Annotated in this window: 12 protein-coding genes; 11 read left to right on the forward strand and 1 reads right to left on the reverse strand. The window is 45.2% G+C overall.

Annotated features, from left to right (window positions below; genetic code table 11):
• The first annotated feature begins 36 nt into the window (after positions 1-36).
• The 5 genes from adcR to HMPREF1518_RS05575 all read left to right on the forward strand — a co-directional run bounded on the left by adcR (position 37) and on the right by HMPREF1518_RS05575 (position 5,688).
• Positions 37-477 carry a zinc-dependent transcriptional regulator AdcR gene (gene adcR, locus HMPREF1518_RS05555; RefSeq protein ID WP_001249327.1) on the forward strand — a complete coding sequence of 147 codons (441 nt, stop codon included), beginning with the start codon at positions 37-39 and terminating at the stop codon, positions 475-477.
• A complete protein-coding gene (locus HMPREF1518_RS05560; RefSeq protein WP_001269482.1) occupies positions 477-1,181 on the forward strand; it encodes a metal ABC transporter ATP-binding protein in 705 nt (234 codons plus the stop codon). The genes adcR and HMPREF1518_RS05560 overlap by 1 nt, the downstream gene beginning before the upstream one ends.
• Positions 1,174-1,980, forward strand: a complete 807-nt coding sequence (locus tag HMPREF1518_RS05565) for a metal ABC transporter permease (protein WP_000950023.1) — start codon at positions 1,174-1,176, stop codon at positions 1,978-1,980. The genes HMPREF1518_RS05560 and HMPREF1518_RS05565 overlap by 8 nt, the downstream gene beginning before the upstream one ends.
• A 9-nt stretch (positions 1,981-1,989) precedes the next feature.
• Positions 1,990-3,495, forward strand: a complete 1,506-nt coding sequence (locus HMPREF1518_RS05570; RefSeq protein WP_000736542.1) for a zinc ABC transporter substrate-binding protein AdcA — start codon at positions 1,990-1,992, stop codon at positions 3,493-3,495.
• Positions 3,496-4,008: 513 nt separating this feature from the next.
• Positions 4,009-5,688 (forward strand): alpha-L-fucosidase, encoded by a 1,680-nt coding sequence (locus tag HMPREF1518_RS05575; protein WP_033584816.1) that lies wholly within the window; start codon positions 4,009-4,011, stop codon positions 5,686-5,688.
• Between the two features lie 36 nt (positions 5,689-5,724).
• On the opposite strand, the gene HMPREF1518_RS05580 is transcribed toward HMPREF1518_RS05575, so the two are convergent.
• Positions 5,725-7,812, reverse strand: a complete 2,088-nt coding sequence (locus HMPREF1518_RS05580) for a GH92 family glycosyl hydrolase (protein ID WP_033584734.1) — start codon at positions 7,810-7,812, stop codon at positions 5,725-5,727.
• Positions 7,813-7,982: 170 nt separating this feature from the next.
• On the opposite strand from HMPREF1518_RS05580, the gene HMPREF1518_RS05585 reads away from it, so the two are divergent.
• The 6 genes from HMPREF1518_RS05585 (at position 7,983) to HMPREF1518_RS05610 (ending at position 16,911) form a co-directional block, all read left to right on the forward strand.
• Positions 7,983-9,263 carry a glycoside hydrolase family 125 protein gene (locus HMPREF1518_RS05585; protein ID WP_033584736.1) on the forward strand — a complete coding sequence of 427 codons (1,281 nt, stop codon included), beginning with the start codon at positions 7,983-7,985 and terminating at the stop codon, positions 9,261-9,263.
• A 93-nt stretch (positions 9,264-9,356) separates the two neighbouring features.
• Positions 9,357-12,002 carry an alpha-mannosidase gene (locus HMPREF1518_RS05590; RefSeq protein WP_033584739.1) on the forward strand — a complete coding sequence of 882 codons (2,646 nt, stop codon included), beginning with the start codon at positions 9,357-9,359 and terminating at the stop codon, positions 12,000-12,002.
• 98 nt (positions 12,003-12,100) lie between these two features.
• Complete coding sequence (locus HMPREF1518_RS05595) at positions 12,101-12,970, forward strand: ROK family protein (RefSeq protein ID WP_002880939.1); 870 nt, start codon at positions 12,101-12,103, stop codon at positions 12,968-12,970.
• Positions 12,964-14,844 carry a beta-N-acetylhexosaminidase gene (locus HMPREF1518_RS05600; RefSeq protein WP_033584740.1) on the forward strand — a complete coding sequence of 627 codons (1,881 nt, stop codon included), beginning with the start codon at positions 12,964-12,966 and terminating at the stop codon, positions 14,842-14,844. Before HMPREF1518_RS05595 ends, HMPREF1518_RS05600 begins: the two co-directional genes overlap by 7 nt.
• A gap of 200 nt (positions 14,845-15,044) precedes the next feature.
• A complete protein-coding gene (locus tag HMPREF1518_RS05605; protein ID WP_000714584.1) occupies positions 15,045-15,974 on the forward strand; it encodes an ABC transporter permease in 930 nt (309 codons plus the stop codon).
• A 13-nt stretch (positions 15,975-15,987) separates the two neighbouring features.
• Positions 15,988-16,911 (forward strand): carbohydrate ABC transporter permease, encoded by a 924-nt coding sequence (locus tag HMPREF1518_RS05610; RefSeq protein WP_000818344.1) that lies wholly within the window; start codon positions 15,988-15,990, stop codon positions 16,909-16,911.
• Positions 16,912-16,915: the final 4 nt, after the last annotated feature.

Consider the following 16,915-nt stretch of genomic DNA (forward strand, 5'->3'; position numbering starts at 1 on the left):
TTTTTATGGAAAAGATAGCTAGGGAAGGAGTAACACATGAGACAGCTTGCACAGGAAATCGATAACTTTTTAAACGAGGTGATCTTGAGATCTGAGAACCAGCATGAAATTCTGATCGGGCATTGCACAAGTGACGTTGCCTTGACCAATACTCAGGAACACATCCTCATGCTCTTGTCAGAAGAATCCCTAACCAACTCGGAGTTGGCCCGTCGCCTTAATGTCAGTCAGGCGGCAGTGACCAAGGCTATCAAATCTTTGGTCAAAGAGGGCATGTTAGAGACATCCAGAGATCCAAAAGATGCGCGTGTGATTTTTTACCAACTGACAGAGCTAGCTCGACCAGTGGCAGAGGAACACCACCATCATCATGAACACACGCTCTTAGCCTATGAACAAGTGGCAAGTCAGTTTACTCCAGATGAACAAGAAGTTATCCAGCGGTTTTTAACTGCTTTAGTAGGAGAAATCAAATAATGCGGTATATTACAGTAGAGGACTTGTCTTTCTATTATGACAAAGAACCTGTCCTCGAGCACATCAACTACAGTGTTGATAGTGGGGAGTTTGTCACCCTGACTGGTGAAAATGGAGCTGCCAAGACGACGCTGATCAAGGCAAGTCTAGGCATCTTGCAGCCGAGATTTGGCAAGGTAACCATCTCAAAGACAAATACTCATGGGAAAAAACTTAGGATAGCCTATCTTCCCCAGCAGATAGCTAGTTTTAATGCTGGCTTTCCAAGTACGGTTTATGAATTTGTCAAGTCGGGTCGCTATCCGCGAAAGGGCTGGTTCCGTCGCTTGAATGCTCATGATGAGGAACATATCAAGGCCAGTCTAGACTCAGTTGGTATGTGGGAACACCGTGACAAACGAATTGGCTCCCTCTCTGGTGGGCAAAAGCAACGGGCGGTTATTGCACGGATGTTTGCTTCTGACCCAGATATCTTTGTCCTAGATGAGCCGACGACAGGGATGGATGCGGGGAGCAAAAATGAATTTTACGAACTCATGCACCATAGTGCCCACCATCATGGCAAGGCTGTTTTGATGATTACCCATGATCCTGAGGAGGTCAAGGACTATGCGGATCGCAATATTCATCTGGTTCGTAACCAAGATTCGCCGTGGCGTTGTTTCAATGTTCACGAAAGCGACCAGGAGGTGGACCATGCTTAGTTTGTTATCTTATGACTTTATGCAGCGTGCCTTCTTGGCGGTCATTGCCATGAGTCTCTTTTCTCCGGTTCTTGGGACTTTCCTTATCTTACGTCGTCAGAGTCTCATGAGCGATACCCTCAGTCACGTTTCTCTATCAGGAGTAGCCTTTGGTCTGGTTTTGGGAATTTCTCCAACCATTTCAACCATTGCCATTGTCTTGATCGCTGCGGTCTTTCTAGAGTATCTCCGGACAGTCTATAAGAACTTTATGGAAATCGGGACTGCCATCCTCATGTCAACAGGACTTGCAGTGTCTCTTATCGTGATGAGTAAGGGGAAAAGTTCGAGCTCCATGAGTTTGGACCAATATCTCTTTGGTTCGATTGTGACCATTAGCCAGGAGCAGGTGATATTCCTCTTTGCCATTGCGGCGGTCGTTTTACTCTTGACTTTCTTGTTCTTGCGACCAATGTATATCCTGACCTTTGATGAGGACACGGCTTTTGTAGATGGCTTGCCAGTTCGTACCATGTCTATCCTCTTTAACATGGTGACAGGGGTGGCCATTGCCCTTATGATTCCAGCTGCAGGAGCCCTTTTGGTGTCGACCATTATGGTCTTGCCGGCTAGCATTGCCCTTCGTCTGGGGAAAAACTTTAAATCCGTTATGTTACTAGCCAGCGCTATTGGCTTTTTGGGAATGGTGGCAGGTCTCTATATTTCCTACTATGCAGAAACCCCTGCCAGTGCTAGTATCACCATTATCTTTGTAGCTGTCTTTTTGTTAGTCAGTCTACTGAAACGTTTTATCAAATAGGAGAATGAAATGAAAAAACTGAGCTTACTACTAGCTAGTCTATGTGCCCTGTTTTTAGTGGCTTGTTCCAATCAAAAACAGGCAGATGGGAAGCTAAATATCGTGACAACCTTTTACCCTGTCTACGAATTTACCAAACAAGTCGCAGGAGATACTGCTAATGTAGAACTCCTCATCGGTGCTGGTACAGAACCCCATGAGTATGAACCGTCTGCCAAGGCAGTTGCCAAAATCCAAGATGCAGATACCTTTGTCTATGAAAATGAAAACATGGAAACTTGGGTTCCAAAATTGCTAGAATCCTTGGATAAGAAAAAGGTGAAAACTATCAAGGCGACAGGTGATATGCTGCTCCTACCAGGAGGTGAGGAAGAAGAGGAAGGGCATGATCATGGCGGCGAGGGTCACCATCACGACTACGATCCTCATGTTTGGCTTTCACCAGCACGCGCCATCAAACTGGTAGAGCATATCCGTGACAGCTTGTCAGCAGATTATCCTGATAAAAAAGAGACTTTTGAAAAGAACGCTGCTGCCTATATCGAAAAATTGCAAGTCTTGGACAAGGCCTACACAGATGGCTTGTCTCAAGCTAAACAAAAGAGCTTTGTGACCCAGCACGCTGCCTTTAACTACCTTGCCTTGGACTATGGTCTCAAGCAAGTATCCATCTCAGGTCTATCACCAGATGCAGAGCCATCAGCAGCACGTTTGGCAGAATTAACAGAGTATATTAAGAAAAACAAGATTTCTTATATCTACTTTGAAGAAAATGCCTCACAAGCCCTCGCCAATACACTTTCAAAAGAAACAGGTGTCAAACTAGACGTGCTCAATCCGCTAGAAAGTCTAACAGAAGAAGCAACCAAGGATGGTGAGGACTATATCTCTGTGATGGAGAAAAACCTCAAGGCTTTGAAACAAACAACGGACCAAGAAGGACCAGAAATCGAGCCAGAGAAGGAAGAAAACACTAAGACAGTTCACAACGGTTACTTTGAGGATGCAGATGTCAAAGATCGTACCTTGAGTGACTATGTTGGCAACTGGCAGTCAGTTTATCCTTTCCTTGAAGATGGGACCTTTGATCAAGTCTTTGACTACAAGGCTAAGTTGACTGGTAAGATGACCAAGGATGAGTACAAGGCTTACTATAGAAAAGGCTATCAGACAGATGTGACTAAGATCAACATCACGGACAACACTATGGAATTTGTTCAAGGTGGCCAAAGCAAGAAATTCACCTACAAGTATGTCGGCAAGAAAATCTTGACATATAAGAAAGGCAACCGTGGTGTGCGCTTCCTCTTTGAAGCGACAGATGCGGACGCTGGACAATTCAAGTATGTTCAGTTTAGTGACCACAATATCGCCCCAGTTAAGGCAGGACATTTCCATATCTTCTTTGGAGGTACTAGCCAAGAAGCCCTCTTTGAAGAGATGGATAACTGGCCAACCTACTACCCAGATAACCTATCTGGCCAAGAAATCGCTCAAGAAATGTTGGCGCATTGATGCAAGAGAGAATCCCGCAAATCTGCGGGATTTTTTGCTAGAAACGATTAGGTTGTTAGGTATTATAGTACCACAGTTGTGCTGTTCACAATGTGATAAGGCAGTCATTTTCTACTGGCTGCTTCTCACTAGCTGGCGAATGCAAAAGCTACGATTGTACAAATTATAGAATCTTTTCAGGGGATTTAGGAAGGGATCTTAGTCATATTGACGTTGCTATCGCTTTTTGTTATAGTCAAAGAGAGAGCGGTCTGGAACACTAGTTTATTCACAGTCTGTGGATAAGTCTTGGAGGAAATGACATACAACTCAGGGTGTTGAAGTATCCTGAAAATAGTTCCGTATATTAGTGACTTTCTAGAAAGCTAGTAGAAACCCTAGTACAGAACTATTTGACAAAGGTATGTTTAAGGTGACAGGTGAGCTAGAGACTGAAAAAACTAGTTTTTAGGAATGTTTTCTTATCCACAAGTTGTGGATAACTTTGTGAACAAGAGAAAGAGATACGAGATGATGACGAACATAAAACCACATGGACCATTACCAAGCCAGGCCCAGCTGGATTATTTAGAGGATGAACTAGCTGCCTTTATCCATTTTGGTCCCAATACCTTTTATGACCAAGAATGGGGAAGTGGGCAAGAGGATCCCAAGCGTTTTAACCCGACCAAGTTGGATGCGCGTGAATGGATTCGAGTGCTCAAAGAAACGGGTTTTAAAAAGCTGATTTTGGTGGTCAAGCACCACGATGGTTTTGTGCTCTATCCGTCAGCCCATACAGATTATTCGGTCAAGGCTAGCCCTTGGAGGAAAGGAGCGGGGGACTTGCTCCTTGAAGTTTCCCAGGCTGCAACTGAGTTTGACATGGATATGGGAGTGTATTTGTCTCCTTGGGATGCTCACAGTCCCCTCTATCACGTGGACCGAGAAGCGGATTACAATGCCTACTATCTGGCTCAATTGAAGGAAATCTTGTCAAATCCTGCTTATGGCAATGCTGGGAAGTTCACTGAGGTGTGGATGGATGGTGCTCGAGGCGAAGGGGCCCAGAAGGTCAACTATGAGTTTGAGACTTGGTTTGAAACCATTCGTGACTTGCAAGGCGATTGTTTGATTTTCTCAACTGAAGGGACCAGTATCCGCTGGATTGGAAATGAACGAGGCTATGCAGGGGATCCCTTGTGGCAAAAGGTCAAACCAGACCAGTTAGGAACAGAGGCGGAATTAGATTATCTACAGCACGGAGACCCCTTTGGGACGCTATTTTCAATCGGTGAGGCAGATGTTTCTCTTCGGCCGGGCTGGTTTTACCATGAGGATCAGGACCCCAAGTCTCTCGAGGAATTGGTCGAAATCTACTTTCACTCGGTGGGTCGGGGTACACCTCTCTTACTCAATATTCCGCCAAACCAAGATGGACTCTTTGACGAAAAGGATATCCGGCGACTGTATGAATTTGCTGCCTACCGTGACACACTCTATAGGGAAGATTTAGCTCTGGGAGCCAAGGTATCTGGACTTGCTCTATCACCAGACTTTGCCTGTCATCATCTGACAGATGGACTGGAAACTAGTTCATGGGCAAGTGATTCAGAGTTGCCAATCCAATTAGAGCTCGATTTAGGATCACCTAAAACATTTGATGTGATTGAGTTAAGAGAAGATTTGAAGTTGGGGCAACGCATCGCTGCTTTTCATGTTCAGGTAGAGTTGGATGGTGTCTGGCAGGAGTTTGGGTCTGGTTATACTGTTGGCTACAAACGTCTCTTACGAGGATCAGTCGTTGAGGCGCAGAAGATACGCGTGACCATTACAGAGGCACAGGCTTTGCCTTTGTTGACCAAGATTTCACTCTATAAAACACCTAGCTTGTCAAAAAAAGAAGCTGTTCAGCAACTAGAGTTTTCAGAAAAAAGTCTGGCTGTGACCAAGGGAGAAAATGTCCACTTTACAGTGAAGCGAAGAGAATCTAGCAGTCCTTTAGAAGCTAAGATTTCGATTCAACCAGGGACGGGTGTGCATGGTGTCGCCTATTGGGACGAGATTCAAGCCCTTGCGTTTCAAGTTGGCGAGGTTGAAAAAAGGCTAACGCTACCAACCTTGTATTTTTCAGGAGATAAAAGCTTAGATTTTTATCTGAATTTGATGGTAGATGGTCAGCTGGTTGACCAGCTTCAGGTCCAAGTTTCATAAAAGAAGAACCTTTGCGCGATGCAAAGGTTCTTTTGGTTAGGAGTGATTTGGTAGCCAGCTGAGGGTGAAGGTCAGTTGCTCAGCTTTCAAGAGGTCTTGGTGTTGAATGCTAGATACTATGGTCTTGTCCAATCGATATTCTTTGACAAAGTTGAAGTGGCTGTGGTTTTGCTTGGCATGGATATCCAGCCATTTATTTTCCTTAGCCAGGTAGATACGGAGATGGTCAAAGAGAGGGATTCCGAGATCGTAACTTGGTTTGCCTGGACAGGTCGGGTAGAATCCAAGAGCTGACCAGATATACCAAGCAGAGAGACTGCCATTGTCCTCATCGCCAGGATAGGCTTGCCAGCTTGGGTGAAAGGCTTTCTGACGCAAGGTTTTGATGAGTAGAGCAGTGTAGTCAGGGTAGTCGCTATAGCGAAAGAGATAAGGGATGTGGAAGCTCGGTTGGTTGGAAATGGCGATTTGCCCAAAAGGAGCGGTAGCCATCTCGCTCATCTCGTGAATCTCGTAACCATAGCCGGTGGTTTCAAAGAGGGGAGCACCCTGACAGGCTTTCAAAAGATAATTGCTGAAGGCTTCTTTTCTACCCATAAGCTGGATTAAGCCTGGGATGTCGTGGAGAACGCCTAAAGTCGCTTGAATGGCAGAGCATTCAGCGTAGTCTCGTCCCCAACTATAGGGAGAGAAGTCAGGGCGGAAGTTTCCTTGACTATCTCGCGCACGCATGTAGCCTGTTTCAGCATCAAATAGATTGCGGTAATTTTGTGACGAAGTTCTATAAGTTTCCGCGATGTCATTCTGACCAAGCTTTTCGGCACAGCTGGCGATACAAAAGTCACTATAGGCATAGTCTAGGGTATGGCTGACGCTTTCGTGGTGGTCGGTAGAGAGGTAGCCCAGTTCTTGGTATTGGGCTAGTCCGTGGCGGCCATTGATGCCGAGAGGGTCGGACTTAGCGGCTGTTTCAAGCATGGCTTGAAGGAGTTCTTTTTCTAGGTCGGGGGCCATGTCCTTGCAGGCGCTGTCTGCGATAATGCCATCTAAAAGGGTACCAGGCATCATACCCCGTTCGTCTGGAGCTAGCCATTTTGGAAGGAATCCAGTATCGCGATAGCTATTGAGAAAGCCTTCTAAAAAGAGACGATAGTGTTCCGGTATGATAAGGGCAAAGAGGGGGAAGGTGGTGCGGAAGGTATCCCAGAAACCATTGTTGCTAAAGAGGACACCAGGCTTGACAGTACCAGTAGCCAGATCCATGTGGATGGCTTGCCCTGATTCATCAACTTCATAAAAAGTCTGCGGGAAGAGGAAGAGTCTGTAGAGGCAGTGATCAAAGAAGGTCCTGTCAGTCTCTCCTGTCTCTAGTATGTCAAAACGATGGAGGAGATTTTCCCAGTCCGCTTTCGCATTTACTTTACAGCTGTCAAAGTCCTTTTGAGGTAGATTAAGCAGAGCTTGAGAAGGCGATATGAAAGAAGTTGCTAGTTGAATCTCGGCTTGACTGCTTGCTAAGTCAATTCGCCAGTCTCCCTCTTCTTGGCTGATAGCAAGAATATCCGTATTCATTTGTAAAGCAGTAAACAATATCAGCGGATTTTTGTTGGTCTCTGTTTTTCCCTCTTGACGCAGGGCAAGAGTCCGCTTATCTATTTGTTCTACTGTCAGTTCATCTGCTACGTGAAGATAGAGGGAGAGGGCTTTGCCTTGCTTTTGCTCCAAACGAATAGAAGCGCCATAGCATGTCGGTGTGAGCTGGGTTTCAATCTGATAGCGCAGAGAAAAGAGTTTCAAATAGTGAGGCTGGAAGCAAGCTTTATCTATATCATAAGAAGACTGGCGGTGAAAGAGGCTGTCTCCCCCAAGCTGACCTGTAACAGGTGTCAGAAGGAGCCAAGAGTAGTCCCCAATCCAAGGACTGGGTTGGTGGGTTAATCGAATCCCCTGAAAAATGGGCAGATGCGGATCGAAAAACCAAGCTCCCTCCTGATCGCTGGTCTGAGGCACAAAATAATTCATCCCAAAAGGGACGCCCGTGTAGGGCAGGGTATTTCCTCGAGAAAAGGCGTGTTTGCTGGCAGTCCCAAAGCGGGTATCGATGGTTTCAAGTAGTGCTTTCATAGTCTTTCCTTTAGCTGTTTTTCTACATTATATCAGAAAAATGAGACCTTTAGATATGGGGTTCGAAAGTAAGCAATTTTGTAGAAAAATGACTATCATTTGTGTATGTATTTTCTGTCTCAAAAACTATATACTGAACATGAAACTTGTTTGAAAGAGGAAACTGCACGATGATTTATTCGAAAGAAATTGTTAGAGAATGGCTGGATGAAGTAGCAGAGCGGGCCAAGGATCATCCGAAGTGGGTGGATGTCTTCGAGCGTTGCTATACAGACACCTTGGACAATACGGTTGAAATCTTAGAAGATGGCTCTACTTTTGTCTTGACTGGGGATATTCCTGCCATGTGGCTTCGGGATTCGACAGCCCAACTTAGACCCTACTTGCATGTGGCTAAAAGAGATGTCCTCCTGCGTCAGACCATTGCAGGTTTGGTTAAGCGTCAGATGACCTTGGTGCTCAAGGATCCTTATGCTAACTCCTTTAACATTGAGGAGAACTGGAAGGGCCACCACGAGACTGACCACACGGACCTTAATGGTTGGATCTGGGAACGCAAGTACGAGGTGGACTCGCTTTGCTATCCTTTGCAACTGGCTTATCTCCTTTGGAAAGAGACTGGCGAGACCAGTCAGTTTGATGAGACTTTTGTCGCAGCGACCAAGGAAATTCTTCATCTATGGACAGTGGAGCAAGACCACAAGAACTCTCCTTATCGTTTTGTCCGTGATACGGACCGCAAGGAAGACCCCTTGGTAAATGATGGATTTGGACCTGACTTTGCAGTGACAGGTATGACCTGGTCAGCTTTTCGTCCGAGTGATGACTGCTGTCAGTATAGCTATTTGATTCCGTCCAATATGTTTGCTGTAGTAGTCTTGGGTTATGTGCAAGAAATCTTTGCAGAACTGGATCTAGCTGATAGCCAAAACATCGTGGCAGATGCTAAACGCCTGCAAGCTGAAATCCAAGAAGGAATCGAAAACTACGCTTACATCACCAACAGCAAGGGCGAAAAGATTTACGCCTTTGAAGTGGATGGTTTAGGGAATGCTAGCATCATGGATGACCCAAATGTACCAAGTCTGCTGGCGGCGCCTTATCTGGGCTATTGCGACATTGAAGACGAAGTGTATCAAGCCACACGCCGCACTATTCTGAGCCCTGAAAATCCATACTTTTACCAAGGAGAATATGCTAGCGGTCTCGGAAGTTCTCATACCTTCTATCGCTATATCTGGCCCATTGCCCTTTCTATCCAAGGCTTGACAACAAGAGATAAGGCAGAGAAAAAATACTTGCTGGATCAGCTGGTTGCCTGCGATGGTGGAACAGGTGTTATGCATGAAAGCTTCCACGTGGATGATCCAACGCTCTACTCACGTGAATGGTTCTCTTGGGCCAACATGATGTTCTGTGAGTTGGTCTTGGATTACTTGGATATTCGATAATGAGTTTTAGCTCGATAGATTCTTGTAAAGAATCACAAATTCACATTTAAAACGTTAAAAATAAAAATTTAAGTTAGAATGAGGTTTTACTTCATGGAAAATGTTGTTGTACATATTATCTCACACAGTCACTGGGACCGTGAGTGGTACTTGCCTTTTGAAAGCCACCGTATGCAGTTGGTGGAGTTATTTGACAATCTTTTTGACCTTTTTGAAAATGATCCTGAGTTCAAGAGCTTCCACTTGGATGGTCAAACCATTGTCCTTGATGACTACTTAGAAATTCGTCCTGAAAATCGCGACAAAGTCCAAGGTTACATCGACCAAGGCAAACTCAAAATTGGTCCTTTTTACATCTTGCAGGATGACTACTTGATTTCTAGCGAAGCCAATGTCCGCAATACCTTGATTGGTCAAGCAGAATGTGCAAAATGGGGTAAATCAACCCAGATTGGTTACTTCCCAGATACCTTTGGAAATATGGGGCAAGCTCCTCAAATCCTTCAAAAATCAGGCATTCACGTGGCAGCCTTTGGTCGTGGTGTCAAGCCGATTGGATTTGACAACCAAGTCCTCGAAGATGAGCAGTTTACTTCCCAGTTTTCAGAAATGTACTGGCAGGGTGCAGACGGAAGTCGTGTCCTCAGTATCCTCTTTGCCAACTGGTACAGTAATGGGAATGAAATTCCAGTGGATAAAGACGAGGCCTTGACCTTCTGGAAACAAAAATTGGCAGACGTGCGTGACTACGCTTCGACCAACCAATGGTTGATGATGAACGGATGTGACCACCAGCCTGTACAGCGAAATCTGAGTGAAGCCATTCGTGTGGCAAATGAACTCTTCCCAGATGTGACCTTTGTGCATAGTTCCTTTGATGACTATATCCACGCAGTAGAAAGTGCTCTGCCGGAGCAACTATCTACGGTTACAGGTGAGTTGACCAGTCAAGAAACAGACGGTTGGTACACACTTGCCAACACTTCTTCTTCACGCATTTACCTCAAACAAGCCTTCCAAGAAAATAGCAACTTGCTAGAACAAGTAGTGGAGCCATTGACTGTCATCACTGGTGGGCACAACCATAAGGACCAGTTGACCTATGCTTGGAAAGTCCTTCTACAAAATGCGCCACATGACAGTATCTGTGGCTGTAGTGTGGACGAGGTTCACCGTGAGATGGAAACACGTTTTGCCAAGGTCAACCAAGTCGGAAACTTCGTTAAGACCAATCTTCTCAACGAGTGGAAGGGTAAAATTGCAACCCACGAAGCCCAAAGCGACCATCTCTTTACGGTCATCAACACAGGCTTGCATGACAAGGTTGACACTGTCAGCACAGTGATTGATGTGGCGGTTTGTGATTTCAAAGAATTGCACCCAACAGAAGGCTACAAGAAAATGGCAGCCTTGACCTTGCCAAACTACCGTGTCGAAGACTTGGAAGGGCATGCTGTAGAAGCGAAAATCGAAGATCTGGGAGCTAATTTTGAGTATGATTTACCAAAAGACAAGTTCCGTCAGGCTCGTATCGCTCGACAAGTACGCGTGACAGTGCCGGTTCATCTGGCACCACTTTCTTGGACCACTTTCCAATTGCTCGAAGGAGAACAAGAACACCGTGACGGTATTTACCAAAACGGAGTGATTGATACGCCATTTGTAACGGTCAGTGTGGATGAAAATATCACAGTCTACGACAAGACAACTCATGAAGCTTATGAAGATGTTATTCGCTTTGAAGACCGTGGTGACATCGGAAATGAGTACATCTATTTCCAACCAAAAGGAACAGAGCCTATCTACGCAGAACTCAAAGGCTGTGAAGTCTTGGAAAATACAGCACGTTTTGCCAAGATCTTGCTCAAGCATGAATTGACAATTCCAGTAAGTGCAGATGAAAAGCTGGATGCGGAACAAAGAGGTATCATCGAGTTTATGACGCGTGAAGCTGGGCGCTCAGAAGAATTGACAAGCGTTCTTCTTGAAACAGAGATGACTGTCTTTGTTGACAATCCTCAAATCCGCTTCAAGACTCGCTTTACTAACACAGCCAAGGACCACCGTATCCGTCTCTTGATCAAGACTCATAATACGCGTCCAAGCAATGACTCGGAAAGCATTTATGAGGTAGTGACACGACCAAACAAACCAGCAGCTTCATGGGAAAATCCTGAAAATCCTCAACACCAACAAGCCTTTGTCAGCCTTTATGATGATGAAAAAGGAGTGACGGTGGCTAATAAAGGACTGCACGAGTATGAAATCCTTGGTGACGATACCATTGCCGTGACCATCCTTCGTGCCTCAGGTGAGTTAGGTGACTGGGGTTACTTCCCAACACCAGAAGCTCAATGCTTGCGTGAGTTTGAAGTTGAGTTTACACTTGAATGCCACCAAGCAGGGGAACGCTTCTCAGCCTTCCGTCGTGCTAAAGCCTTCCAAACACCATTCACTAGTCTTCAAGTTGCTAAACAAGAAGGAAGTGTGGCAGCGACTGGTAGTCTCTTGAGCCATGCGGCGCTCAGCTTGCCACAAGTCTGCCCGACAGCCTTTAAGGTAGCTGAAAATGAAGAAGGATATGTACTTCGTTACTACAATATGAGTCAAGAAAATGTACGCATATCAGAACACCAGCAAACCATTTTGGACTTGCTTGAACGACCATATCCCGTTCATTCAGGACTATTAGCGCCACAAGAGATTCGCACAGAATTGATCAAAAAAGAAGACATTTAACAGTTTTAAAGTGTTTGATAACTAATAATAAGAGATAGAAAGGAGGGGCGAAAGAGTAAGGATTGACTACTGATTCGCCCCTTTTTATGGGAAGAACAATGACCATTGCAACCATTGATATCGGAGGGACTGGGATTAAGTTTGCCAGTCTGACTCCTGATGGAAAAATACTAGATAAGACAAGTACTCCGACGCCAGAAAACTTGGAGGATTTACTGACTTGGCTAGACCAACGTCTGTCGGAGAAAGATTATAAGGGCATTGCCATGAGCGTTCCAGGCGCGGTCAATCAAGAAACAGGTGTGATTGAGGGAATCAGTGCCGTACCTTACATCCATGGCTTTTCTTGGTATGAAGCTCTTGCTCATCATCAACTCCCTGTCCATCTAGAAAATGATGCCAACTGTGTTGGACTTAGTGAACTGCTGGCTCATCCAGAGATTGAAAATGCAGCCTGTGTCGTGATTGGGACTGGAATCGGTGGTGCCATGATTATCAATGGCAAGCTTCACCGAGGTCGCCACGGCTTGGGGGGAGAGTTTGGCTACATGACAACCCTTGCCCCTGCTGAAAAACTCAACAACTGGTCGCAACTAGCGTCAACTGGAAATATGGTGCGATACGTGATTGAAAAGTCTGGTCAGACTGACTGGGACGGACGCAAGATTTACCAAGAGGCCGCAGCTGGCAATGCTCTTTGTCAAGAAGCGATTGAGCGCATGAACCGTAATCTGGCGCAAGGCTTGCTCAATATCCAGTATCTGATCGACCCAGATGTCATTAGCCTAGGTGGCTCCATCAGCCAAAACCCTGATTTTATCCAAGGTGTCAAGAAGGCTGTCGGTAACTTTGTCGAGACCTACGAAGAATACACGGTCGCACCAGTTATCCAAGCCTGCACCTATCATGCAGAAGCCAATCTCTACGGTGCCCTTGTCAACTGGCTACAGGAGGAAAATCAGTGGTAAGATTTACAGGACTTAGTCCCAAGCAAACGCAGGCAATCGACTTGCTGACAAAACATATCTCTTTACCAGATGTGGAAGTGGCAGTCGCTCAGTCTGACCAAGCCTCTATCTCTATCAAGGGTGAGGGAGGCCACTATCAACTAACCTATCGCAAACCTCACCAACTTTACCGCGCCTTGTCCTTGTTAGCGACAGCTCTAGGTGAAGGTGACAAAGTAGCGATCGAGGAGCAGGCGGCTTATGAAGAGTTGGCCTACATGGCGGACTGTTCGCGCAATGCCGTGATCAATGTCGCTTCTGCCAAGCAGATGATTGAGGTCTTGGCTCTCATGGGCTACTCAACCTTTGAGCTTTATATGGAAGACACCTACCAGATTGAGGGGCAGCCTTATTTTGGTTACTTCCGCGGGGCTTATTCAGCAGAGGAATTGCAGGAAATAGAAGCCTACGCCCAGCAGTTTGACATGACCTTTGTGCCTTGCATCCAGACCTTGGCTCATTTGTCGGCCTTCGTTAAATGGGGTGTCAAAGAAGTGCAAGAACTCCGTGATGTAGAGGACATTCTCCTTATCGGAGAAGAAAAGGTGTATGACCTGATTGATGGCATGTTTGCCACTCTATCTAAACTGCAGACTCGCAAGGTCAATATCGGGATGGACGAGGCTCACTTGGTTGGCTTGGGACGCTACCTCATCTTGAACGGTGTTGTAGACCGTAGTCTCCTCATGTGTCAACACTTAGAGCGCGTGCTGGATATTGCAGACAAGTATGGTTTCCATTGTCAGATGTGGAGTGATATGTTCTTTAAACTCATGTCAGCAGATGGCCAGTACGATCGTGATGTGGAAATTCCAGCGGAAACGCGTGTCTACCTAGATCGTCTCAAAGACCGCGTGACCTTGGTTTACTGGGACTATTATCAGGATAGCGAGGAAAAATACAACCGCAATTTCCGCAACCATCACAAGATTAGCCAAGATATTGCCTTTGCAGGTGGGGCTTGGAAGTGGATTGGGTTCACACCCAACAACCATTTCAGTCGTCTCATCGCTGTAGAAGCCAACAAAGCCTGCCGCGCCAATGATATCAAAGAAGTCATCGTAACTGGTTGGGGGGACAATGGTGGGGAAACTGCCCAGTTTTCTATCCTACCCAGCTTGCAAATCTGGGCAGAACTCAGCTACCGCAATAACCTCGACCGTTTGTCTGCTCACTTCAAGACCAATACAGGTCTATCGGTTGAGGACTTTATGCAGATTGACCTAGCTAACCTCTTACCAGACTTGCCAGGCAATCTCAGCGGGATCAATCCCAACCGCTATGTCTTTTATCAGGATGTTCTCTGTCCGATTCTTGACCGGCACGTGACACCTGAACAGGACAAACCGCACTTTGCTCAGGCCGCTGAAACGCTTGCTGTTATCAAAGAAAAAGCTGGAAACTATGCTTACCTCTTTGAAACTCAGGCCCAGTTGAACCAGATTTTAAGCAGTAAAGTGGATGTGGGACGACGCATTCGTGAAGCTTATAAAGCCGGTGACAAAGTCAGCTTACAGCAAATCGCCAGACAAGAATTACCAAAACTTAGAAGCCAAATCGAACATTTCCATACCCTCTTTAGCCGTCAATGGTTGAAAGAAAACAAGGTCTTTGGTTTGGATACGGTTGATATCCGTATGGGCGGACTCTTGCAACGCATCAAACGCGCAGAAAGCCGCATCGAGGCTTATCTGGCAAGACAAATTGAGCGCATTGACGAGCTAGAAGTTGAAATCCTACCATTTACTGACTTCTACGCAGACAAGGATTTCGCAGCCACCACAGCTAACCAGTGGCACACCATTGCGACAGCTTCGACGATTTATACGACTTAAAGGTCTTTTTTCCGAGTCAGAATGTTTCTCGTGAAACCTATTTCTTATAAAAAACTTCTCCACAAAAAATAATTTGTGGAGTTTTTTCTATAATTAGTAGTTTAACCTAGCCTTCAAATAGGAGTATACTAATAATGTAATCGTTATCAAACCTAAAAATTCGATGAAATCAGTTTTTAGGAATAAAAAGGGAGGAAATTATGAAAAAGTTTTCAAAGACCTTGAGAGATAACTGGATCTTTCTCTTGATGGTTTTACCAGGGGCGCTCTGGTTGATTCTATTCTTTTACATTCCAGTATTTGGGAATGTGGTTGCCTTTAAAGACTACCATATGACCAGTAATGGTTTCATAGATAGTATTGTGAATAGTAAATGGGTCGGGTTAGATAATTTCAGATTCTTGTTCAGTTCAAAAGATGCCTTTATCATCACTCGAAATACCGTTCTCTACAATCTCGGGTTTATCTTTATCGGTTTGATTGTATCAGTAGGGATTGCCATCATCCTCAGCGAGCTCCGCTCTAAGAGAATGGTTAAGATTTTCCAAACGTCTATGTTGTTCCCTTACTTCCTGTCATGGGTTATCATCAGTTTCTTTACAGATGCCTTCCTAAACATTGACAAAGGGGTATTCAACCATTTCCTAACATCCATTGGCATGAAGGAAGTCAACTTTTACGCTGACTTAGGCATTTGGCCATACCTTCTCCTTTTCCTAGGTATTTGGAAAGGCTTTGGATATAGCAGTGTCATGTACTATGCGACGATCATGGGAATTGACCCAACCTACTACGAAGCAGCAACAGTGGACGGGGCTAGCAAGTGGCAACGCATTCGCAACGTAACCATTCCTCAGTTGACTCCACTTGTAACAGTCTTGACCATCCTTGCAGTCGGAAATATCTTCCGCGCAGACTTCGGTCTCTTCTATCAAATTCCACACAATGCTGGTCAGCTTTACAATGTAACCAACGTTTTGGACGTATATGTCTTTAATGGTTTGACTCAGACAGCAGATATCGGTATGGCTTCAGCAGCCGGTCTTTACCAATCCGTTGTCGGTTTGATTCTGGTTATCCTATCAAACTTGCTTGCAAGACGAGTTGATCCAAACTCAGCTTTGTTCTAGAAAGGAGGAGAATATGGCAGAAAAGAAAATTAAAAAAGAAAAAATCGATAATGTCGGCATTCACTCCTTCAGTAAGAAAGCAGATATCTTCTTTAGTATCATCTCTGGTTTGATCGCTCTTTCTTGTATCTTGCCCTTTATCTTCGTTATCATCATTTCGGTGACAGACGAAAAGAGCATCCTCCAGTATGGATATAGCTTTTTCCCTTCGAAGTTTGGTGTAGATGGATTCCAGTTCTTGGCTCAGTTTAAAGATAAGATCCTCCAAGCGCTCTTTATCTCAGTTTTTGTAACCGTAGTCGGAACAGTGACCAACGTCTTCATCACAACCACTTATGCCTACGCCATCTCACGGACAACCTTTAAGTACCGCAGATTCTTTACGATCTTCGCTCTTCTTAGTATGTTGTTCAATGCTGGTTTGGTACCAGGCTATATCGTGGTCACTCGCTTGCTTCAACTCGGTGATACCGTTTGGGCCTTGATTGTTCCAATGCTTCTCTCACCATTCAACATCATCTTGATGCGTTCCTTCTTCAAGAAGACAATTCCAGAAGCCATTCTCGAATCTGCTCGTATCGATGGTGCCAGTGAAGCTCGGATCTTCTTCCAGATCTGTTTGCCCTTGTCACTTCCAGGTATCGCAACCATCACGCTTTTGACAGCTCTTGGTTTCTGGAACGACTGGTTCAACGCCCTTCTTTACATCAAGAGTGACAACTTGTATCCATTGCAATATTTGCTCATGCAAATCCAACAAAATATGGACTACATTGCAAAAGCAGTCGGCCTATCTGGCCAACTGGGAGTTGCTCTACCGAAAGAAACAGGTCGTATGGCCATGGTTGTCGTTGCAACCCTTCCAATCGCGATTCTATATCCATTCTTCCAACGCTACTTTGTTAAAGGTTTGACGATCGGTGGTGTGAAAGAATAGCACT

This window comes from Streptococcus sp. SR1, assembly GCF_000526075.1.
GTDB lineage: Bacteria > Bacillota > Bacilli > Lactobacillales > Streptococcaceae > Streptococcus > Streptococcus halitosis.